The following is a 19,441-nucleotide window of genomic DNA, read 5'->3' on the forward strand; positions in this document are numbered from 1 at the left end:
CGATGGCGAACGCTTCAGAACTGCAGGCACGCGCGCTGCTCACCGCAAAGGCGGTTCGCGCGCGGGCTGGCCAAATGTTCGCAATCGGCCTCGACGGCGGGCTCACGCATTTCACCATCGATCTCGATCGCATGGACGGCGTCGCCGACGCGGTGCTCGCCGTGACGCGAAAGGCCTATCCGACGCTCGACATTCCCTTCCACGCGCGGTGGCGGCACTTTGTGTTCGGCGGCGTCGACCGCTGGGCGCGGCTCGCCGATGCGGCATCGTGGCCCGATCGTGCGGCGCGAGCACGCGCGGAGTTCGACCTCGCCATCGTCAGCGTGCTGCTCGACGCCGGCGCGGGCGCGACCTGGCGATATCGCGACGCCGTCACGGGACAAGGCATCGGCCGATCCGAGGGGCTGGCACTCGCGAGCCTCGACATGTTTGCCGGCGGGCTGTTTTCGCGCGATGCGCGCGCACTATACAGGGTCGATGCCGATGTGCTTGCAAAGCTGCCGCTCCCGGCCCTGACGTCGGCCTTCCAGGCCGGCGATGCCAATCCGCTGCTTGGCCTCGAGGGACGCACCGATCTGCTGCAGCGTCTGGGCCGACTGGTGGCCGCGCGCGCCGACATTTTCGGCATGCAGGACACGCCGCGGCCGGGCGGGCTGTTCGACCACATCGCCGCGCAGGCAACAAACGGCGCCATCCCAGCGCCCGCGATCCTGTCCGCGGTGCTGAACCAGCTTGGACCGATCTGGCCGTCCCGGCTCGAACTTGCGGGCGTCCCGCTGGGCGATTGCTGGCGGCATCCGGCGATCAGAGCTGACGATGCGACCGCCGGCCTCGTGCCCTTGCACAAGCTGTCGCAATGGCTGAGCTATTCGCTGATCGAGCCGCTGCAGCGCGCAGGCTTCGACGTCACCGACATCGACGGCCTGACCGGGCTTGCCGAATACCGCAATGGCGGACTGTTCGTCGATCACGAGGTGCTGCGCCTGCGCGATACAGCGGATGCGGATCGCGCGCACGCGGTGGACTCGCTGCTCGTCGTGGAATGGCGTGCGTTGACGGTCGCGCTGCTGGATCGTGTTGCCGAGCTGGTTCGCGCCAAGCTTGGCCGCAGGCCGGAGTCATTGCCGCTCGCCAGCATCCTGGAAGGCGGCACCTGGGCCGCGGGCCGCGCCATTGCATTTGCGCGCCGTCCCGATGGCTCCCCGCCCCTCAAGGTGATCAGCGACGGCACCGTGTTTTAACCCACCATTGTTGCCCTGCCGAACTGACTTGATGAATTTCAGGAGCATCCGATCATGGAAGGCGTCACGATCGTCGATCATCCGCTGGTGCAGCACAAGCTGACCCTGGTGCGGGACAAATCGATCTCGACAAAATCGTTCCGGGAGCTGATCAAGGAGATCGGCATGCTGCTCTGCTACGAGGTGACGCGCGATTTGCCGCTTACCGACACCGTGATCGAGACGCCGCTGGCGACGATGCACTCGGCCAAGATCGCCGGCAAGAAGCTGGTGTTCGTGCCGATGCTGCGCGCCGGCACCACCTTCGTCGACGGCATGATGGACCTGGTGCCGACCGCGCGCGTCGCCCATATCGGCCTCTACCGCGAACCCGAGAGTTTTGCCGCGGTCGAGTACTTCTTCAAATCGCCGTCGGATCTCAGCGAGCGCCTCGCCATCGTGGTGACGCCTGTCGTCGCCACCGCCAACACGGCCGTCGCCGCCGTCGACCGCCTGAAGGAGCGCGGCGCCAAGGACATTCGCCTGGCCTGCCTGATCGCAGCACCGGAGGGATTAGAGCGCCTGCGCGGCCTGCATCCGGACGTGCACATCTGGACTGCCGCAGTGGACGAAGGCCTCGACGAGAACGGCTTTATCCTGCCCGGCCTCGGCGATGCCGGCGATCGCGCTTACGGGACGCGGTAGTCGCGAGGCTATATCCTTGTTTGGCGCGTCTTCTTCACGCGAACCGGGTCTCCACTTCGCTTGAAAACGCCTTAAATCTTCCCGCTGCCGCAGATGTTCTTCAGCGCCTGCCACTCCGTGTCCGTCAGCAGCGGCGGGCCACTGGCGGGGCGGTCTTCTTTCGTCATGCGTGCAAGTCGGTCCTCGGTGAGCGGATGGCTCGCCAGGATCGTCGCGAAGCTCGAACCGCCTTCCTTGCCGGTGATGCGGAACATCAGCTCGGCCGCGGGCTTGGGCGAGCGACCGAGCTTGTGCATGATCTCGATCGCGAACGTGTCGGCAGCGGTCTCGGCCTCGCGCGAATAGGAGGCCTCGACCACGCTGCGCGAGGCGAAGATCACGGCCGAGGAGCCGGTGACGTCGCCGAACAACAGGCCGATCAGGAACGAGGTGCCGCCGTTGTAGATCAGGCCGCGCATGTTGTCGTGATGCTTGAGATGGCCGAGCTCGTGGGCGAGGATACCGGCAAGCTCGTCGGGACTTTCGGCCTTGTCGAGCAAGGCGCTCAGCACGTAGACCTTGCCGCCCGGCAGCGCGAACGCATTCGGCACCGAGGTTCGCAGCACGCCTGCCGTCATGGAATCGTCGTCGAGGCCGGCGGCGTCGCGCAGGCGGTTGACGAGCTTGCGGAACGCCGCCTGGCCGGCCGCGTCGTTGCAAGCCTCGCCGCGGAAGATCGTCTTCACCTGCACCTCGGACGCATCGCCAATGCGCCGCTCGATCGGCTTCGGCACCAGCGGCGCGAGACGATCCGCGGCCAGCGGTACCCCGAACAGCACGACGCAGACGATGGAAACGGCGGCGGCCACCGACCAGCCGACGATTTTTGCAATGCCGCGGCCGGTGGTCTGGTGCTCGTCGATGCGAGTACAGCGCGCGACGAGATCGCCTCCGAAAGCAGCGTCGCGAATCTCCAGCCGCGCCAGCGGCGGGGCGGACGTCGAGGTCAAACGCAGGATGCCGGCCGGACTGTCCGCGCGGCGGATTTCGTCATAGGCCCAGCGTGTGACGGTCCCGCCCGCCTGCGCCTCGCCCGGTTCGGCAATTTCGAGCGCGTCGCCGAGCGTCAGCGTGACTTGCCGCCGGCGGCTCGACAGGCCGTCGAAGAAGATCGCCTCCTGTCCGGGGTTCATCTCGGCGTTGGGCTCGGCGCTCACATCACTCACGTCTAGAATCCCGCGACATCGAGGCCATCGGCAAAGCCTTCGCCGAGCGCGTTGGCAAGCTCACCGCTGGCGCGGACATCGGCTGCCGCTCCGATATCATGCACCTCGACGGTTTCCAGAACCTTGGCCCAGAGATCGCGCTGGAGATAGACACGCATGATGATGTTGGCGCCGAGCGCAAGAGCGAAATAGCCGATCACCATCACCACCAGCATCGGGATGTTCGCCCCGGGACCGCCGCCCTGTGCGGGCGGCGCGAGTTCAAGCTTGACGGTGATCGCGACGGCAGCAGCGAGATAGGCGCCGTAGACGGTCGTCAGCAGCACCCACCAGCCGATGACCTTCCAATAGAGGCCGTAGAACGCGTTGTGAGGCAGATCCGAGGACAGGCGGACATCACCGATGCGGATGCCGTTGAGCCACCAACGCCATTCGCGCGCCTTGAACTCGGCATAGAGGAACGGCGCTGCCGGGAAGAACAGCAGCGCGAGCGGCGTGAGGAGCCACAGCCCCCAGGCGCGCTTGAAGAACTCCCAGCCATTGCCATCGAAATCGCCCTGCAGATCGCCGAAATGCGTGTGCTGCATCTTGTAGCGCTCCAGCGACGCCTCGCGCCACGGCAGCGCCAGGCCGAGCGTCAGGAACATCAGCAGGCCCCACAGCATCGCGCGAAACGAATAGGCCCAGCCGGAGCCGTCCATCCAGAACCGCACGCCGCGCCAGACCGTGCGGGTCAAACGATAGCGCCGCGCGCGATAGATCGCGAACTGACCGAAGGCATAAAAGGAGATGAACAGCGGCGTCGAGGCAAAGCCCTTCCAGCGCTCGAACTCGATACCGACGAGGAAATAAGCGACGTAGATCGGCCCCAGGATCGCGAGCGCGACAAGGAAGCCGATCAGAAGTTCCCTGGCCCGTCCGGTGTATTCGGCAGCATCGCCGTCGATCGATGTATTCGACCACAGATGACGGCGGATGTCGGTGACGAGCCAGAACCGGTAGAAACCGAACGTGACGAGCTCGAGCATGGCCCCCTTGGTGACCATTTTTCGGAACTCGGAGCGATCGCCGGTGAAGTCGACTCGCGTGGGCGGCAGCGGCGGCGGGACCGGTTCGGAGGGGCCGATAGGGGTCCATTGCATGTCGTTCACAGCGGCAACCTCGGGATGCGGATATGATCCGTCCAAACTATAGATCAAAGATTAGTCGATCCCCAAGACGCGCGGGTTCGATTTACCTCTGTTTCGAGCGATTTCTGACAGGATTTCATGACGAACGGCGTGCGGCTGCTCACGCTTCGTAGCCCGGATGGCACGGAGCGCAACCCGGACAGTGTCAATCGCGGACTGGAATCCCGGATTACGCTTGCACTCCATCAGGGCTACGCATCTCGCTTGCGGCAAAACTGCCGCTTGCTCCGAAGCACGTAACGCGTTGTAATTGTAGTCCAAATACCGCAGCGCAGAATTCAGAAAAGATCGCGCGGTCCACGCCAGGGAGAGCGGTCATGCACGGGACCATCGAGAACACGGCGAAACTCGACGCATTGCGCGAGCGCGCGATGTCGCTGCCGCTGGAGCAGTTCGATCCAGGCGATCCTGAACTGTTCAGGACCGATACGTTCTGGCCCTATTTCGACCGGCTGCGCCGCGAAGATCCCGTGCACTATTGCAAGGATTCGATGTTCGGGCCGTACTGGTCGGTGACGCGCTACAACGACATCATGGAGATCGAGACCAACCATGCGGTGTTCTCCTCCGCCTCCGCGCTCGGCGGCATCACCATCAGAGACATCGATCCCGACCTGCGCCGCGAAAGCTTCATCTCGATGGATCCGCCGCGCCACGCCGCGCAGCGCAAGACCGTGGCACCGATGTTCACGCCGACGCATCTGGACAATCTCGCCATCAACATCCGCAAGCGCTCGGCCGAGTGCCTGGACAATCTGCCGCGCGGTGAGGTGTTCGACTGGGTCGACCAGGTCTCGATCGAGCTCACCACGCAGATGCTCGCCGTCCTGTTCGACTTCCCCTGGGAGGACCGCCGCAAGCTGACGCGCTGGTCCGATATTGCCACGACCATTCCCGGCCCTGATGGACTCGTCGCCACCGAGGACGAGCGGCAGGCCGAACTGACCGAATGCGCGGGCTATTTCGCGCGGCTGTGGAAGGAACGCATCGAGCAGCCGCCGAAGAGCGATCTGCTCTCGATGATGGCGCATGGCGCTGCGACGCGCGACATGGATGCCAGGAACTTCCTCGGCAATCTCGTTCTTTTGATCGTCGGCGGCAATGACACCACACGCAACACCATGTCGGGCTCGCTGCTCGCGCTGAGCCAGCATCCCGATCAGTATCGCAAGCTGCGCGAGAACCCCGCGCTGCTCGACAGCTTCGTGCCTGAAGTGATCCGCTGGCAGACGCCGCTGGCGCATATGCGCCGCACCGCGCTCGCCGACTTCGAGTTCCGCGGCAAGCAGATCAAGAAAGGTGACAAGGTCGTGATGTGGTACGTCTCGGGCAACCGTGACGAGGAGGCGATCGAGAAGCCCTACGATTTCATCATCGACCGCGCCCGGCCGCGCACGCATTTGTCCTTCGGCTTCGGCATCCACCGCTGCGTCGGATTGCGCCTTGCCGAACTCCAGCTCAAGATTATCTGGGAGGAGATCCTGAAGCGGTTCGACCATATCGACGTGGTCGGCGAGCCGAAGCGGGTGTATTCGAGTTTCGTGAAAGGCTTGGAAACATTGCCGGTCAAGATTGCGGCGTGAGCTTGAGCTATTTCCACGACGGTACTGCGCCCCCTCTCCCGCTTGCGGGAGAGGGTTGGGGAGAGGGTATCTCCGCAAAGGGACAATCCCCCAGAGGAGAAAACCCTCACCCGGCGCTGCGCGCCGACCTCTCCCGCAAGCGAGAGAGGTTTAAGAACAACTGGAGCGACTGCCCATGAACATTCAGACCCCGGTCAAGGCCGACAAGGCCGAACGCATGCGGCGCGCGCGCGAGGAAGCCTATGCGACGCCGCTGAAGAACTTTCATCCGGGCGCGCCCAGACTGTTCCAAGACGACACCCTGTGGCCGTGGTTCGAGCGGCTGCGCAAGGAAGAGCCGGTGCATTACTGCACCAATGCGCCGATCGATCCCTACTGGTCGGTGGTGAAATACAACGACATCATGCATGTCGACACCAACCACGGCATCTTCTCGTCGGACTCGACGCTCGGCGGCATCTCGATCCGCGACGTGCCTGAGGGCTACGACTGGCCGAGCTTCATTGCGATGGACCAGCCGAAACACTCATCGCAGCGCAAGACCGTGTCGCCGATGTTCACGCCGACGCATCTGGACGAGCTGGCAAAACTGATCAGGCAGCGCTCGCAGACCGTGCTGGACAATCTGCCGCGCAACGAGACCTTCAATTTCGTCGAGCGCGTCTCGATCGAGCTGACGACGCAGATGCTGGCGACACTGTTCGACTTCCCCTGGGAGGAACGGCGCAAGCTGACGCGCTGGTCCGACGTCTCGACCGCGCTGCCCAAGAGCGGCATCGTCGCCTCGGCCGAAGAGCGCCGCCGCGAGATGGACGAGTGCTACGCCTACATGTCGAAGCTGTGGAACGAGCGCGTCAACTCCGCGCCACGCAACGATCTGTTGTCGCTGATGGCCCACAACGACGCGACGCGCTTCATGGACCCCGACAACCTCATGGGCAACATCATCCTGCTCATCGTCGGCGGCAACGATACCACCCGCAACACCATGACCGGCTCGGTGCTCGCGCTGAACGAGAACCCGGACCAGTACGACAAGCTTCGCGCCAACCCCGCGCTGATCGATTCCATGGTGCCGGAGGTGATCCGCTGGCAGACGCCGCTGGCGCATATGCGCCGCACCGCGCTGCAGGACACCGAAATCGGCGGCAAGCAGATCAAGAAGGGCGACCGCGTCGTGATGTGGTACGTCTCGGGCAACCGCGACGAGGAGATGTTTGAGAATCCTGACGAGTTCATCATCGACCGCCCGCGCCCGCGCACTCACCTCTCCTTCGGCTTCGGCATCCACCGCTGCGTCGGCATGCGGCTCGCGGAGCTGCAGCTGCGGATCGTCTGGGAGGAGATGCTCAAGCGCTTCGACCGCATCGAAGTGGTCGGCGAGCCCAAGCGGATCTATTCCAGCTTCATCAAGGGATACGAGACGCTGCCGGTGCGGATTCCGGGGTAGCGGATAGGAAGCCATCACTCCCGACGAAAGGGAGGGCGCACAACTCCATCACCGTCATCCTGAGGTGCTCATCCTGCGCAGCAGGATGAGCCTCGAAGGGCGACGGCCCCGGCTGCATCGAGGCCGTACATCCTTCGAGGCTCGCTGCGCGAAGCTGCGCATCGCGCAACTCGCACCTCAGGATGACGGAATCCTCAGCATCGGACCAGTCGATATAGAAATCCGGCATATCAGCTCGCGCCAGATGAGATGAGAGTGGCGGACTCCATTGCCCTAGGACATTAGCATCAGCTGGCTCAGGTCAGCTTGATGTCCCACACGCCTTCCTTGCGGCAGGCGGCGACCTCCTCGCGCAGGAGTGCGGTGACGGCGAGCGAGGCCGTGGAGGCCGGGCGGTCGATCGGAGAAGCGAAAATGAGCTCGCGTGTCATCGGCTTGGAGACGACAGCGGTTTCCAGCCGTCCTTCCGCGACCTCGCCATGGACGGAGGACGGCGGCAGCAGCGCGAAGCCGAGCCCTTCCTCGACCAGGCTCGTCAGCACCCGGAACGAATCCGCCTCTAACTGGACGCTGAGCTTGATCTTGCGCTGCGCGGCGGCGTGCTCGATCAGCGCGCGGAGACCATGGGAATGACTGGGCAGCACCAGCCGCTGCCGCAGCAGCCAGCCGATATCGACGCTCTTCTTGCGCGCCAGCCCGCAGCCGCGCGGGCCGACCGCGACGATGTTGTCGCGTCCAAGGCTCTGCACATTGAGATGCAGATCGGCGGAACGGCCGTAGAGGATGGCGAGATCCATCTCGCCGCGATGCAGCCATTCGACGATGTGGCCGCTGTAGCTCTCGACGATGCGCAGCGAAATGCCGGGAAATTTTTCGACGCAGCGCCGCGCAAAACGCGCCGACAGCACGCAGCTCACCGTCGGCACCAGGCCGAGCACGACCTGCCCCGATGGCGGGCCCTTGGCCGACTGGATATCGTCGCGGATCTGGTCGATCTGCCGCACGATGCCGGAGGTGCGCGCCAGCAGAAGCCGGCCGGCCTCGGTCAGCACCATACCGCGGCCGTTGCGGGTGAACAGTTCCGTGCGCAGCTCGTGCTCCAGCAGCTTGATCTGCCTCGACAGCGCGGGCTGCGCCACGCGCAACGTGTCGGAGGCCTTGGAGAGGCTGCCGAGCTCCGCAACGCAACTAAAGGTCCTGAGCTGCCGGAAATCCATACTTGCCAATCCTGGAAGGCTACTCCATACGCTATAGCAAATGAGCATAGGGGGCTGGCGATGTTTTCACAACGCCGGAGGATCGGCCGGCGTTATCTTGACTGCCGCGACAACCGGGAAACGCCATGAGTGAAGAACACCACACCGAAGACCACGCCGACATCCGCGAAGCCGTCGCCAAGCTCTGCGCGCAGTTTCCCGGCGAATATTGGCGCAAGCTCGATCGCGAGATGGCTTATCCCAAGGCCTTCGTCGATGCGCTGACAGAGGCCGGCTATCTCTCGGTGCTGATCCCCGAGGAATATGGCGGGGCAGGTCTGAAGCTCTCCGCGGCCGCGGCGATCCTCGAAGAGATCCAGCGCGCCGGCTGCAACGGCGGCGGCTGCCATGCCCAGATGTACACGATGGGCACCGTGCTGCGGCACGGCAATGCCGAGCAGAAGGCCAAATATCTGCCGAAGATCGCGAGCGGCGAATTGCGCCTGCAGGCGTTCGGCGTCACCGAGCCGACCAGCGGCACCGACACCTCCTCGCTGAAGACCTTCGCGCGCAAGGAAGGCAACGACAGCTATATCGTCAACGGCCAGAAGATCTGGACCAGCCGCGCCGAGCATTCCGATTTGATGGTGCTGCTGGCGCGCACCACGCCGAAGGAGCAGACCAAGAAGCGCACCGATGGGCTTTCCGTGTTCATCGTCGACATGCGCGAGGCCAAGAACAATGGCCTCGAGATCCGTCCGATCCGCACCATGATGAACCACGCCACGACAGAAGTGTTCTTTACCGACATGAAGGTGCCGGCGGGGAATCTGATCGGCGAGGAAGGCAAGGGCTTTCGCTACATCCTCTCCGGCATGAATGCCGAGCGCATTTTGATCGCCGCCGAATGCATCGGCGACGCCAAATGGTTCATCGCCAAGGCCACGAACTACGCCAAGGAGCGCAGCGTTTTCGGCCGCCCTATCGGCCAAAATCAAGGCATCCAGTTCCCGATCGCCAAAGCCTATGCCTCAATGCGTGCGGCCGAATTGATGGTGAAGGAGGCGACGCGCAAATACGAGGCCGGGCTCGACTGCGGCGCTGAAGCGAACATGGCCAAGATGCTGGCGGCAGATGCGTCCTGGGAAGCGGCGAATGCCTGCATCCAGACGCATGGCGGCTTTGGATTTGCCGAGGAATATGACGTCGAGCGCAAGTTCCGCGAGACGCGGCTGTATCAAGTCGCGCCGATCTCGACCAACCTCGTGCTGTCCTTCGTTGCCGAGCACGTGCTCGGCATGCCCCGCTCGTATTGAGGTCGCACCATGGGAGCACTTGACGGGATCAGGGTGATTGCGGTCGAGCAGGCGGTGGCGGCGCCGTTCTGCTCGTCACGGCTGGCGGACGCCGGCGCCGAGGTGATCAAGATCGAGCGGCCGGAGGGCGATTTCGCCCGCGGCTATGACGCGGCGGCCAAGGGTCAGAGCAGCTATTTCGTCTGGCTCAACCGTGGCAAGCAATCGGCCGTGGTCGACCTCGCCACCAAGGAAGGCCGCACTGAACTGGAGAAGCTGATCGCGAGCGCCGACGTGCTGGTGCAGAACCTCAAGCCCGGCTCGATGGACAAGCTCGGCTTTTCGCGCGAGCGCCTCTTGAAGGACTATCCGAAGCTGATCTCGTGCACGATTACCGGCTATGGCGACGAGGGCCCATATGCGCATCGCAAGGCGTATGATCTCCTGATCCAGGCCGAGAGCGGCCTGGCCTCGATCACGGGCAACCCTGACGGCGCCTCGCGCGTCGGCATGTCGATCGTGGACGTCGCCACCGGCGCCACCGCCCATGCGGCGATCCTGGAGGCGCTGATCGCGCGCGGGCGCACCGGCAAGGGCGCCGACATCCGCATCTCCATGTTCGACGTGATGGCGGACTGGTGCACCGTGCCGCTGCTCAACGCCGAGGCCGGCAATCCGCCGAAGCGTATGGGGCTGCGGCATCCCTCGATCGCGCCCTATGGCGTGTTCACCTCGAAGGACGGCAAGGACATCCTGATCTCGATCCAGAGCGAGCGCGAGTGGAAGACGCTCTGCGCCGAGGTGCTTGATAAGCCTGACCTGCCCAAAGACCCCCGCGTCGCCAACATGGTTGAGCGCGTGCGCAACCGCGACTTCACCGACAAGACCGTCGCCGACATCTTCGGCAGGATGACGCGCGATGAGCTCCTGAAGCGACTGTCGGATGCCGACATTGCGTTCGCCGAAGTCAACACCATGACCGACCTCGCCAACCATCCGCATCTCCGCCGCATCGAGGTGGATACGCCGAATGGCCGTGTCAGCTACCCCGCGCCGGCGCCGATCATCGTCGGCGAGACGCGCGTTTACGGCGCGGTGCCGGCCATCGGCGAGAAACCAGCCAAGAAGTAACAAGAGCGAGGGCGACATGACCGAAAAGCTCGACATCGATCACTTGAGGCAATGGATCGGCCGCAGCGAAGAGGCGACCGACATCGTCACCGTGCAGCTCGTCAAGGGCCTGCGCGCGACGCTGTTTCAGGAGGTCGGCGAGCCCAAGCCTGGCGACGCTGCGCCGTTCACGGTGCATTGGTGCCTGGCGCCGCCGGTGTTTCCGATGGCGATGCTGGGACCCGACGGCCACCCGACCCGCGGCGGCTTCCTGCCGCCGGTGCCGTTGCCGCGCCGGATGTGGGCCGGCGGCGAGATCGAGTTCCTGCAGCCTTTGCGGGTCGGCGACGAATCGACGCGCAGCTCGCGCATTGCCGACGTGCAGGTGAAGACAGGTTCGACCGGCACGCTATGCTTCGTCTCGGTCGAGCACAGCATCTCCTCGCCCCGTGGCATCGCCATCCGCGAGCGGCAGGACATCGTCTATCGCGAGATGACCAGCAGTGCGCCGGCGACCGCGAAGGCTCCTCCCCCGCCACCGAAGGCACAGCATCGCGAGACCCATGTCAGCGATCCCGTGCTGCTGTTTCGCTATTCCGCGCTGACCTTCAACGGCCACCGCATCCACTACGATCGCGATTACGTCACCAAGGTCGAGGGCTACCCGGGCCTGATCTTCCACGGACCGTTGCAGGCTGCACTCATCATTGAGATGGCGGCAAAGCTCCGCAGCGGCAAGCCGCCGAAGAAGTTCACCTACCGCGGCGTGCAGCCGTTGTTCGAGGGGACCGAGTTCTCCATCAACGCCAATGAGACCGCTGATGGCATGGAGCTTTGGACTGCGAATGCGGAGGGGCAACCGACGATGAAGGGGACGGCGGTGTGGTGAGCCACCGAAGCCTCCCCATCGTCATTGCGAGCGCAGCGAAGCAATCCAGAATCCCTAAACGATGGCAGTCTGGATTGCTTCGTCGCTTCGCTCCTCGCAATGACGGTTGGGGTTGGCAGCGTCAACAATAACAGGGCACGGAAACAATGGCCAAGAACGGCAAGACCGGCAGCAAGTCCGTCACCGTCAAACAGGCGACGCTCGACCTGCTGCGCGCCTTCGGCATCAACAAAGTGTTCGGCAACCCCGGTTCGACCGAGCTACCGTTCCTCTCCGACTGGCCCGACGACATCGACTACGTGCTGGCGCTGCAGGAAGCCTCCGCCGTCGGCATGGCCGATGGCTACGCGCAGGCAACGCGCAATGCCGGTTTCGTCAATCTGCATTCGGCCGCCGGCGTCGGCAATGCGCTCGGCAACATCTACACCGCGCATCGCAACCAGACGCCGCTGGTGATCACCGCCGGCCAACAGGCGCGCTCGATCCTGCCGCTGCAGGCATTCCTCTATGCCGAGCGCGCCTCCGAATTCCCGCGGCCTTATGTGAAATACAGCGTCGAGCCGGCGCGACCCGAGGATGTGCCGGCTGCGATCGCGCGGGCCTATTACACCGCGATGCAGCCGCCCTGCGGGCCGACCTTCGTGTCGATCCCAATCGACGACTGGGCACATGCCTGCGCGCCGGTCGAGGCGCGCAAGGTCAGCCGCGAGATGGGACCAGAGCCTGACGCGATGAAGACGCTGGTTGCCGCGCTCGGCTCCGCAAAGCACCCTGCCCTCGTGGTCGGCCCCGGCGTCGATCGCGCCGGGGCAGTGGACCTGATGATACGCGTCGCCGAGAAGGCAAAGGCCAGCGTCTGGGTCAGCCCGTTCTCGGCACGCTGCTCGTTCCCTGAGCGGCATCCGCAGTTCGCGGGCTTCCTGCATGCTTCGCCAGCGCAACTCTCCGACGCCTTGCGCGAGCACGACGTCGTTGTCGTCATCGGCGCGCCGGTGTTCACCTTCCATGTCGAGGGCCATGCCGCGATCTTCGACGGCGGCGCGACGATCTTCCAGATCACTGACGACGCGGATGCAGCCGCGGTCACGCCATCAGGCACCAGCATCATCGCAACGATGAAGCCGGCGCTGAGCCTGCTGCTCGACATGCTGCCGGAGAGCAAGCGCGCGACGCCAAAGGGCCGCACGCTGCCGCCGGCGCCGCAGGCGGCCGATCCGCTCCCGGTCGAATTCCTGCTGCACTCGCTGTCGCAGGCGATGCCGGATGGCGTGTCACTGGTCGAGGAGGTACCCTCACATCGGCCAGCGATGCAGAAATTCCTGCCGATGCCCGGCCAGGATTCCTTCTACACGATGGCCAGCGGTGGCCTCGGCTATTCGCTCCCCGCCGCCGTCGGCATGGCGCTCGGCAAGCCGAAGCAACGCACCGTCTGCCTGATCGGCGATGGCTCGGCCATGTATTCGATCCAGGCGCTGTGGACTGCCGCGCAGCGAAGGCTGCCGCTGACCATCATCGTCATCAACAATTCCGGCTACGGCGCGATGCGCTCATTCAGCCAGGTGATGCAGGTGCGGAACGTGCCGGGGCTGGAGCTGCCGGGAATCGATTTCGTGCGGCTCGCCGAAGGCATGGGCTGCCATGCCGTGCGGGTGAGCAAGGCCGCCGAGCTCGGCGCAGCGCTGAAGCGCGGCATGGCGTTTGAGGGCACAAGCCTCGTCGAAGTCATCGTGGATTCGGCGGTGCCTGTGCTCTACGGGCAGAAGCACTGACGCTGCTACGCCGCCAGGAATCCCCCATCAGCCGCCAGCACGTGGCCGACCACATACGACGACGCATCGGACGCCAGCCACACCACGGCTTCCGCGACCTCCTCCGGCGTTCCCGTCCGGCGTAGCGGCAGGCCTGCGCCGATGGTCGCGACATCGCCGACGCCGGAACGCAGCATCATGTCAGTAACGACGCGGCCGGGCGCGATCGCGTTGATGCGGATGCCGCGCGGGGCATTTTCCATGGCGGCCGAGCGCGTCAGGGAGATCGCCGCGGCCTTCGAGGCCGAGTAGAGCGCCAAGCCAGCATTGGGGTTGCGCACGCCGCTGACGGACGCGTTGACGACGATGTTGCCGGTGCCTTTCGCCAGCATCGGCGGCAATTGATAGCGCAGACACAGGAACAGCGCGCGGACATTGGTGTCGAACACGCTGTCATAGGCCTCCGGGCCCTGCTCCTCTAGCGGCGCCCGGCGCTCCTGGAAGCCGGCATTGTTGAAGGCGACGTCGAGACGGCCGCAGCGCTCGAGGGTGGTGCGGACCATGCGTTCGACGTCGTCCTCACGCGTGATATCGGTCTTGATCGCGATGGCGTCGGCGCCGTGCTCCCGGCATGCCACCGCGACCGCTTCGATCTCGGCCTCGCGCCGGCCTGCAACGATCACCGCATCAGCGCCTTCGGACGCCATCCGCAGCGCCGTGGCGCGGCCGATACCGCTGCCGCCGCCCGTGATGAGGCAGACCTTGCCTCTCATCCGATCTCCGGTTGGCAAAGTTCCGCTCATGGCTCACTCCAAAACGCTTGCGCGCGCCGCTGCGTTCATATAGTTGTATGATACAACTATATGCCGGGAGTCAAGATGGCCGAGCTTTCGCTGATCGACGATATTCGCGCGGCCTCACGTCTGATGGTGCGCGAGCTCGGCTTCATGGATGCGACGGTGGCGGCCTCGGACTATCCGCCATCGGCGGTGCACACGATCCTGGAGATCGGCATTCGCGGCCCGCTGACGTCTGGCCAGCTCGGCGATTTCCTGCGGCTGGAGAAATCCAGCGTCAGCCGCCTGGTGCGCAAGCTGATCGATTACGGCGAGCTCAGGGAGACGACAGATGAGGCGGACGCGCGCAGCAAGCTGCTGTCGCTGACGGCGAAGGGACGGCGCACGCTGGAGGCGCTGCACGCGTTCGGCCGCCAGCAGGTGAACGGCGCGTTGGCAGTGCTGACCGAAGTCGAGCAGCGCAAGGTGCGCGAGGGGATGATGCTCTATGCGCGGGCGCTGCGACAGAGCCGGGTGGAGGATGAGGCGCAATCGGCCGCTTGACCAAAGATGTCGTCCCGGCGAAGGCCGGGACCCATACCGCGTGATCTATCGATGGACCGTTGGTGTCAGTATCACGAAAGCAACACCAACAGTCTTCGTCAAACTACTCCCTGGGGTTATGGCTCCCGGCCTTCGCCGGGACGACACTGTTTGTTTGGCATGAGCGTGCCATCAGCATCGCCAGCCCTACTTCCCGAACTCCTCCCGCATCTTCGCCTGGATCTTCGCCATTCCCCCGATCCAGCGGTCGTAATTTTCGGTCTTCTTGCGCATGTAGCCGAGCACCTGGGGGTGCGGCAGGATCAGGAAGCTTTCCTGATCGAGGCCGGCGAGAACGTCCTTTGCCACCTGCTCGGGCGTGAGATCGCCATCTCCGGATTGCGGCCCCTTCGGGATCGACCGCAGCATGTTGGTGTCGACGCCCTGCGGGCAGAGGATCGAGACCTTGATGTTGTCGACCTTGTGCGAGATCGCGAGGTTCTCGGCAAAGCCGACTGCGGCGTGCTTGGTGGTGGAATAGGCGGGGCTGCCGACCTGCGAGAGCAGGCCCGCGGCAGAGATGGTGTTGAGGAAATAACCGCCGCCGCGCGTCTTCATCCGCGGAATGAGATGCCGCGCCGCATAGACATGGGCCATGACGTGGATCGCCCAGCTGCGCTGCCACGGCTCGTCGGAGGCGCCGCCGGCATTCACCGACATCGGATCGAAACCGCCGCCGATGCCGGCGTTTGAGCAAAAGAGATCAATGGGCCCGAACTGCCGCTCGGTCTCATCGATAACGTGGGCGACCTCCTTCTCCTGCGCGACGTCGCATTTGAAGGCGGCGCCATCGACCATGGCGGCGACGGCGCGCGCATTGGCGGCATCCATGTCCGCGACCACGACCTTGGCGGCGCCCGCCTTGTGAAAGGCCTCGCACAGCGCCTTGCCGATACCATTAGCGCCGCCCGTGACGACCACGACCTTGCCGGTCACCTGCATGCGACGTCTCCTCTTGTCTTGCGCCGCTTAGCTTATACCGCTTCGCGGAACTGCTCAGCTCAACACGAGGTCGAGCACCGCAGTATAATGGCATGCCGCGCCGGCCAAGACAAAGCCGTGCCAGATTGCATTCTGGAAGCGCAACCGCCGCCAGGCGTGGAAGATGACGCCGAAGCTGTAGAGCAGGCCGCCGGCGAGGATGAAGCCCAGCGCCAGCGCCGGCAGCGCCCTGACCACGGCATCGTAGAGCATCACGCCGCTCCAGCCCATGACGAGATAGATGCCGACCGAGATGCGATCGAACCGACCCGGAAAGAAAAGCTTCAGCACGATGCCTAGGATGGCGACGCACCAGACGCCGGCGAGCAGCACCAGCGCGAACACGCTGTCCTTTACCTCCAGGATGAACGGCGTGTAGGTCGCCGCGATCAACAGATAGATCGCGGAATGATCGAAGCGTCGCAGCAGCCATTTGGCCGGCGAGACCGGCCAGAGATTATAGGTCGCAGACAGTACCAGCATCGACAGCAGCCCGGCGACATAGATCGAGACGCCGACGATATCGGTTGCATCGGCATAGACCGCCGTCAACACCACCAGCACGGTCGCGGCGACGATGCCGGAGAGCACACCGATGGCGTGGATGATGCCGTCGGCGATCAGCTCGGCGCGATCGTAATTCCAGCCGATCACGTCGGCGGCGGCGTGGACCGAGGTGGATGCAAGTTGTTTCAATTGGAAGACGGTCATGGCAATCCGCAAAGCTGAGATAATGCCCTCTTCTATGGGTCTTTCGGGACCGGCGCGTCGTTCAATCGGCTGATTTGCCGACAAAGGCGGTGGAAGTATGAAGCTTGATTTTCCTCACGCAATTGCCACTTTTGTGAACGGCTTCACTGTTCCGCCCGCCCGAGAATATCAGCGTTCATATGGCATTCAGCTTTCAGGATATGGTCGAGGAGGCGCGCCTGTCGGCCCGGGCGCTGATCGACTATGGCGAGCACTTCTTCAATCCGACGGTGCGGCTTGGTGTCACCGGCCTGTCGCGGGCCGGTAAGACGGTATTCATCACCGCACTGATCCATGGGCTGACGCGCGGCGGACGGTTTCCGGTGTTCGAAGCCTATGCCTCGGGCCGGATTGCGCGGGCGCATCTGGCGCCGCAACCCGATGATGCCGTGCCGCGCTTTTCCTATGAAAGCCATCTGCGCGCGCTGATCGAGGAGCGGCGCTGGCCGAGCTCGACCGTCGACATCAGCGAGCTGCGCCTCGTCATCGACTATCAGCGCCCGAACGGCGCCGATCGCACACTCACGCTCGACATTGTCGACTATCCCGGCGAATGGCTGCTCGACCTGCCGTTGCTCCAGAAAAGCTACGAGCAGTGGGCGGCCGAGAGCCTGGCGTTGTCGCGCGAGGCACCGCGCGCGCATCTTGCGGTAGATTGGCACGCGCATCTGGCGATGCTCAAGCCCGAGGCGCGCGAGGACGAGCAGGCAACGCTGTCGGCCGCAAAGCTCTTCACCGAATATTTGCGCGCCTGCCGCGACGAGCGGTTTGCGATGAGCCTGTTGCCGCCCGGCCGCTTCCTGATGCCCGGCAGTCTCGCCGACACGCCGGCCCTCACCTTCGCTCCACTCGATGTGCCCGCAGGCAGGCAGGCGCCCGAGGGCTCGCTGTGGGCGATGATGGTGCGGCGCTTTGAAGCCTACAAGGACGTCGTGGTGCGGCCGTTCTTCAGGGATCATTTTGCCCGGCTCGATCGCCAGATCGTGCTGGCCGACGCGCTTGCTGCATTCAACGCGGGACCCGAGGCGCTGCACGATCTCGAAGCGGCGCTATCAGGCATTCTAGATTGCTTCCGCATCGGCCGCAGCACGTTTCTGTCGAGCCTGTTCAGGCCACGTATCGATCGCATCCTGTTCGCGGCGACCAAAGCGGATCATCTGCATCATTCCAGCCACGACCGCCTCGAGGCCGTGCTGCGCCGCGCCGTCACCCGCGCGGTCGCGCGCGCCGAAGATACCGGCGCCGAGATCGACGTGGTGGCGCTCGCCGCGGTGCGCGCGACGCGCGAGGCACAGGTTGCGCATGGCCGCGACAAGCTGCCCTCGATCCTGGGCACACCGGCCGCAGGCGAAAGTGCCAATGGCGAGTTCTTTGACGGCAACACGGAGGTCGCGACATTTCCGGGCGATCTGCCAGATGATCCCGAGCCGCTGTTCAATGGCATCGATGCGTTCCGCGGATTGTCGACACAAGCCGCCGAGAAGAGCGATTTCCGTTTCCTGCGCTTCCGCCCACCCAAGCTCGAACGCGAGGGCACGGAAGAGCCCGCGCTGCCGCACATCCGCCTCGACCGGGCCTTGCAGTTCCTGATCGGAGACAAGCTCGCATGAACGACCGATCGAAATCACGACGGCCGGCGACGTTTCGACTCGATGATCCCGATGTCGTCGTGTCCGAGGCCGACGAAACCAGCCGGCTCAGCCGCGCTACGATCCAGATCACGCCGGAGCACGATCTAATGGCCTTGCCGGTGCCGATTGAGACGGCGGCCCCCGCGCGGCGCGGCTTTCCCTGGGGCGCGATGTTCTGGTCCGGGCTCGCAGGGCTGACGTTGCTGGGCACCGGGCTTGGTGTTGTCAATCTGATCGAGAATCTGTTTGCGCGCAGCGAAAGCCTCGGCTTCGTCGGGCTTGCGCTTGCCTTCGTCACCACGCTCGCACTCGCAGTGGTGGTCGGGCGCGAGGCCTTTGGCCTCGCACGGCTTGCGACGATCGAAAAACTGCATCGGCGCGCCGCCGAGGTGCTCGCCAGCGACGATCGCAAGGAGAGCCGCGCCATCGTGCAGGATCTCATCAAGATCGCGCACCAGAATCCTCAACTCGCGCGGGCCCGTGCTGCGCTGGAGAGCCACACCGGCGAGATCATCGACGGCGCCGACATGATCCGACTTGCCGAGCGCAATCTGATGTCGCCGCTGGATGCGGAGGCGCGGCGGCTGGTGTCGGCGGCGGCGCAGCGGGTCTCGATCGTCACGGCGGTGTCGCCGCGCGCGCTGTTTGACGTTCTGTTCGTGTTCGTGGCCTCGTTGCGCCTGATCCGCCAGCTCGCCCGCCTCTATGGCGGCCGGCCAGGCGCGCTCGGCATGATCCGCCTGCTCCGCCACGTCATCGCCCATCTCGCCATCACCGGCGGCCTCGCCGCCAGCGACAGCCTGGTGCAGCAGATGCTCGGGCATGGGATTGCAGCAAAGCTGTCGCAGCGTCTCGGCGAAGGCATGCTCAATGGCCTGCTGACGGCGCGGCTTGGCTTGGCGGCGATCCATGTCACGAGGCCCCTCCCGTTTGCGGCGTTGCCGCCGCCGAAACTGTCTGATCTCGCGACGGATCTGTTGCGGCGGAAAGAGGAGGAGGAGTAGGCTCCTTCCTTACCCTCCCCTGGAGGGGGAGGGTCGGCATGTGATCGAGCGAAGCGAGACACGTGACGGGGTGGGTGTCAGTCTCTCCACTCGAACACTGCCCGT

17 protein-coding genes are annotated in these 19,441 nt (G+C 64.6%); 11 read left to right on the forward strand and 6 right to left on the reverse strand.

Annotation, left to right across the window (positions count from 1 at the left end; all coding sequences use genetic code 11):
• The first annotated feature begins 2 nt into the window (after window positions 1–2).
• Window positions 3–1,241, forward strand: a complete 1,239-nt coding sequence (locus XH89_RS31255) for a URC4/urg3 family protein (RefSeq protein WP_194464178.1) — start codon at window positions 3–5, stop codon at window positions 1,239–1,241.
• Between the two features lie 54 nt (window positions 1,242–1,295).
• Window positions 1,296–1,925, forward strand: coding sequence for a uracil phosphoribosyltransferase (gene upp / locus XH89_RS31260; protein WP_057744709.1), 630 nt, complete (start codon window positions 1,296–1,298; stop codon window positions 1,923–1,925).
• A 71-nt stretch (window positions 1,926–1,996) separates the two neighbouring features.
• Here the strand turns inward: upp and XH89_RS31265 are convergent, their stop codons facing one another.
• Together XH89_RS31265 and XH89_RS31270 are read right to left on the reverse strand one after the other, a co-directional pair.
• Window positions 1,997–3,097: a M48 family metallopeptidase gene (locus XH89_RS31265; protein WP_371825241.1), complete on the reverse strand. Its 1,101-nt coding sequence runs from the start codon at window positions 3,095–3,097 to the stop codon at window positions 1,997–1,999.
• 35 nt (window positions 3,098–3,132) lie between these two features.
• Window positions 3,133–4,272 (reverse strand): YjgN family protein, encoded by a 1,140-nt coding sequence (locus tag XH89_RS31270; protein WP_194464180.1) that lies wholly within the window; start codon window positions 4,270–4,272, stop codon window positions 3,133–3,135.
• A gap of 365 nt (window positions 4,273–4,637) precedes the next feature.
• Between XH89_RS31270 and XH89_RS31275 the strand changes: the two genes are divergently transcribed.
• On the forward strand, window positions 4,638–5,903 hold the full coding sequence (locus XH89_RS31275) for a cytochrome P450 (RefSeq protein WP_194464181.1): 1,266 nt from the start codon (window positions 4,638–4,640) through the stop codon (window positions 5,901–5,903).
• Between the two features lie 175 nt (window positions 5,904–6,078).
• Window positions 6,079–7,353, forward strand: coding sequence for a cytochrome P450 (locus XH89_RS31280; RefSeq protein ID WP_194464182.1), 1,275 nt, complete (start codon window positions 6,079–6,081; stop codon window positions 7,351–7,353).
• A 296-nt stretch (window positions 7,354–7,649) separates the two neighbouring features.
• On the opposite strand, the gene XH89_RS31285 is transcribed toward XH89_RS31280, so the two are convergent.
• The gene (locus tag XH89_RS31285) at window positions 7,650–8,570 is read right to left on the reverse strand and encodes a LysR substrate-binding domain-containing protein (protein ID WP_194464183.1); all 921 of its coding nucleotides are present in this window, start codon (window positions 8,568–8,570) and stop codon (window positions 7,650–7,652) included.
• A gap of 125 nt (window positions 8,571–8,695) precedes the next feature.
• On the opposite strand from XH89_RS31285, the gene XH89_RS31290 reads away from it, so the two are divergent.
• The 4 genes from XH89_RS31290 to mdlC all read left to right on the forward strand — a co-directional run bounded on the left by XH89_RS31290 (window position 8,696) and on the right by mdlC (window position 13,612).
• A complete protein-coding gene (locus XH89_RS31290) occupies window positions 8,696–9,865 on the forward strand; it encodes an acyl-CoA dehydrogenase family protein (RefSeq protein ID WP_194464184.1) in 1,170 nt (389 codons plus the stop codon).
• A gap of 9 nt (window positions 9,866–9,874) precedes the next feature.
• Window positions 9,875–10,975, forward strand: coding sequence for a CaiB/BaiF CoA-transferase family protein (locus XH89_RS31295; RefSeq protein ID WP_194464185.1), 1,101 nt, complete (start codon window positions 9,875–9,877; stop codon window positions 10,973–10,975).
• A 16-nt stretch (window positions 10,976–10,991) separates the two neighbouring features.
• On the forward strand, window positions 10,992–11,843 hold the full coding sequence (locus XH89_RS31300; protein ID WP_194464186.1) for a MaoC family dehydratase N-terminal domain-containing protein: 852 nt from the start codon (window positions 10,992–10,994) through the stop codon (window positions 11,841–11,843).
• Window positions 11,844–11,989: 146 nt separating this feature from the next.
• The gene (gene mdlC / locus XH89_RS31305; RefSeq protein WP_194464187.1) at window positions 11,990–13,612 is read left to right on the forward strand and encodes a benzoylformate decarboxylase; all 1,623 of its coding nucleotides are present in this window, start codon (window positions 11,990–11,992) and stop codon (window positions 13,610–13,612) included.
• 5 nt (window positions 13,613–13,617) lie between these two features.
• Here the strand turns inward: mdlC and XH89_RS31310 are convergent, their stop codons facing one another.
• Complete coding sequence (locus XH89_RS31310; protein WP_194464188.1) at window positions 13,618–14,394, reverse strand: SDR family NAD(P)-dependent oxidoreductase; 777 nt, start codon at window positions 14,392–14,394, stop codon at window positions 13,618–13,620.
• A 75-nt stretch (window positions 14,395–14,469) separates the two neighbouring features.
• Here XH89_RS31310 and XH89_RS31315 point away from each other — a divergent pair, with 75 nt between their 5' ends.
• Window positions 14,470–14,931 (forward strand): MarR family winged helix-turn-helix transcriptional regulator, encoded by a 462-nt coding sequence (locus XH89_RS31315; protein ID WP_194464189.1) that lies wholly within the window; start codon window positions 14,470–14,472, stop codon window positions 14,929–14,931.
• A gap of 186 nt (window positions 14,932–15,117) precedes the next feature.
• Here XH89_RS31315 and XH89_RS31320 read toward each other — a convergent pair whose 3' ends face one another.
• On the reverse strand, window positions 15,118–15,912 hold the full coding sequence (locus tag XH89_RS31320) for an SDR family oxidoreductase (RefSeq protein ID WP_194464190.1): 795 nt from the start codon (window positions 15,910–15,912) through the stop codon (window positions 15,118–15,120).
• 54 nt (window positions 15,913–15,966) lie between these two features.
• On the reverse strand, window positions 15,967–16,662 hold the full coding sequence (locus XH89_RS31325) for a hemolysin III family protein (protein WP_194464191.1): 696 nt from the start codon (window positions 16,660–16,662) through the stop codon (window positions 15,967–15,969).
• 179 nt (window positions 16,663–16,841) lie between these two features.
• Here XH89_RS31325 and XH89_RS31330 point away from each other — a divergent pair, with 179 nt between their 5' ends.
• Entirely contained in the window at window positions 16,842–18,311 is a 1,470-nt protein-coding gene (locus XH89_RS31330) for a YcjX family protein (RefSeq protein ID WP_194464192.1), read from the forward strand.
• Window positions 18,308–19,336: a YcjF family protein gene (locus tag XH89_RS31335; RefSeq protein WP_194464193.1), complete on the forward strand. Its 1,029-nt coding sequence runs from the start codon at window positions 18,308–18,310 to the stop codon at window positions 19,334–19,336. Before XH89_RS31330 ends, XH89_RS31335 begins: the two co-directional genes overlap by 4 nt.
• Window positions 19,337–19,441 lie beyond the last annotated feature (105 nt).

Origin of the sequence: Bradyrhizobium sp. CCBAU 53340 (assembly GCF_015291645.1) — a bacterium.
Classification (GTDB): Bacteria; Pseudomonadota; Alphaproteobacteria; order Rhizobiales; family Xanthobacteraceae; genus Bradyrhizobium.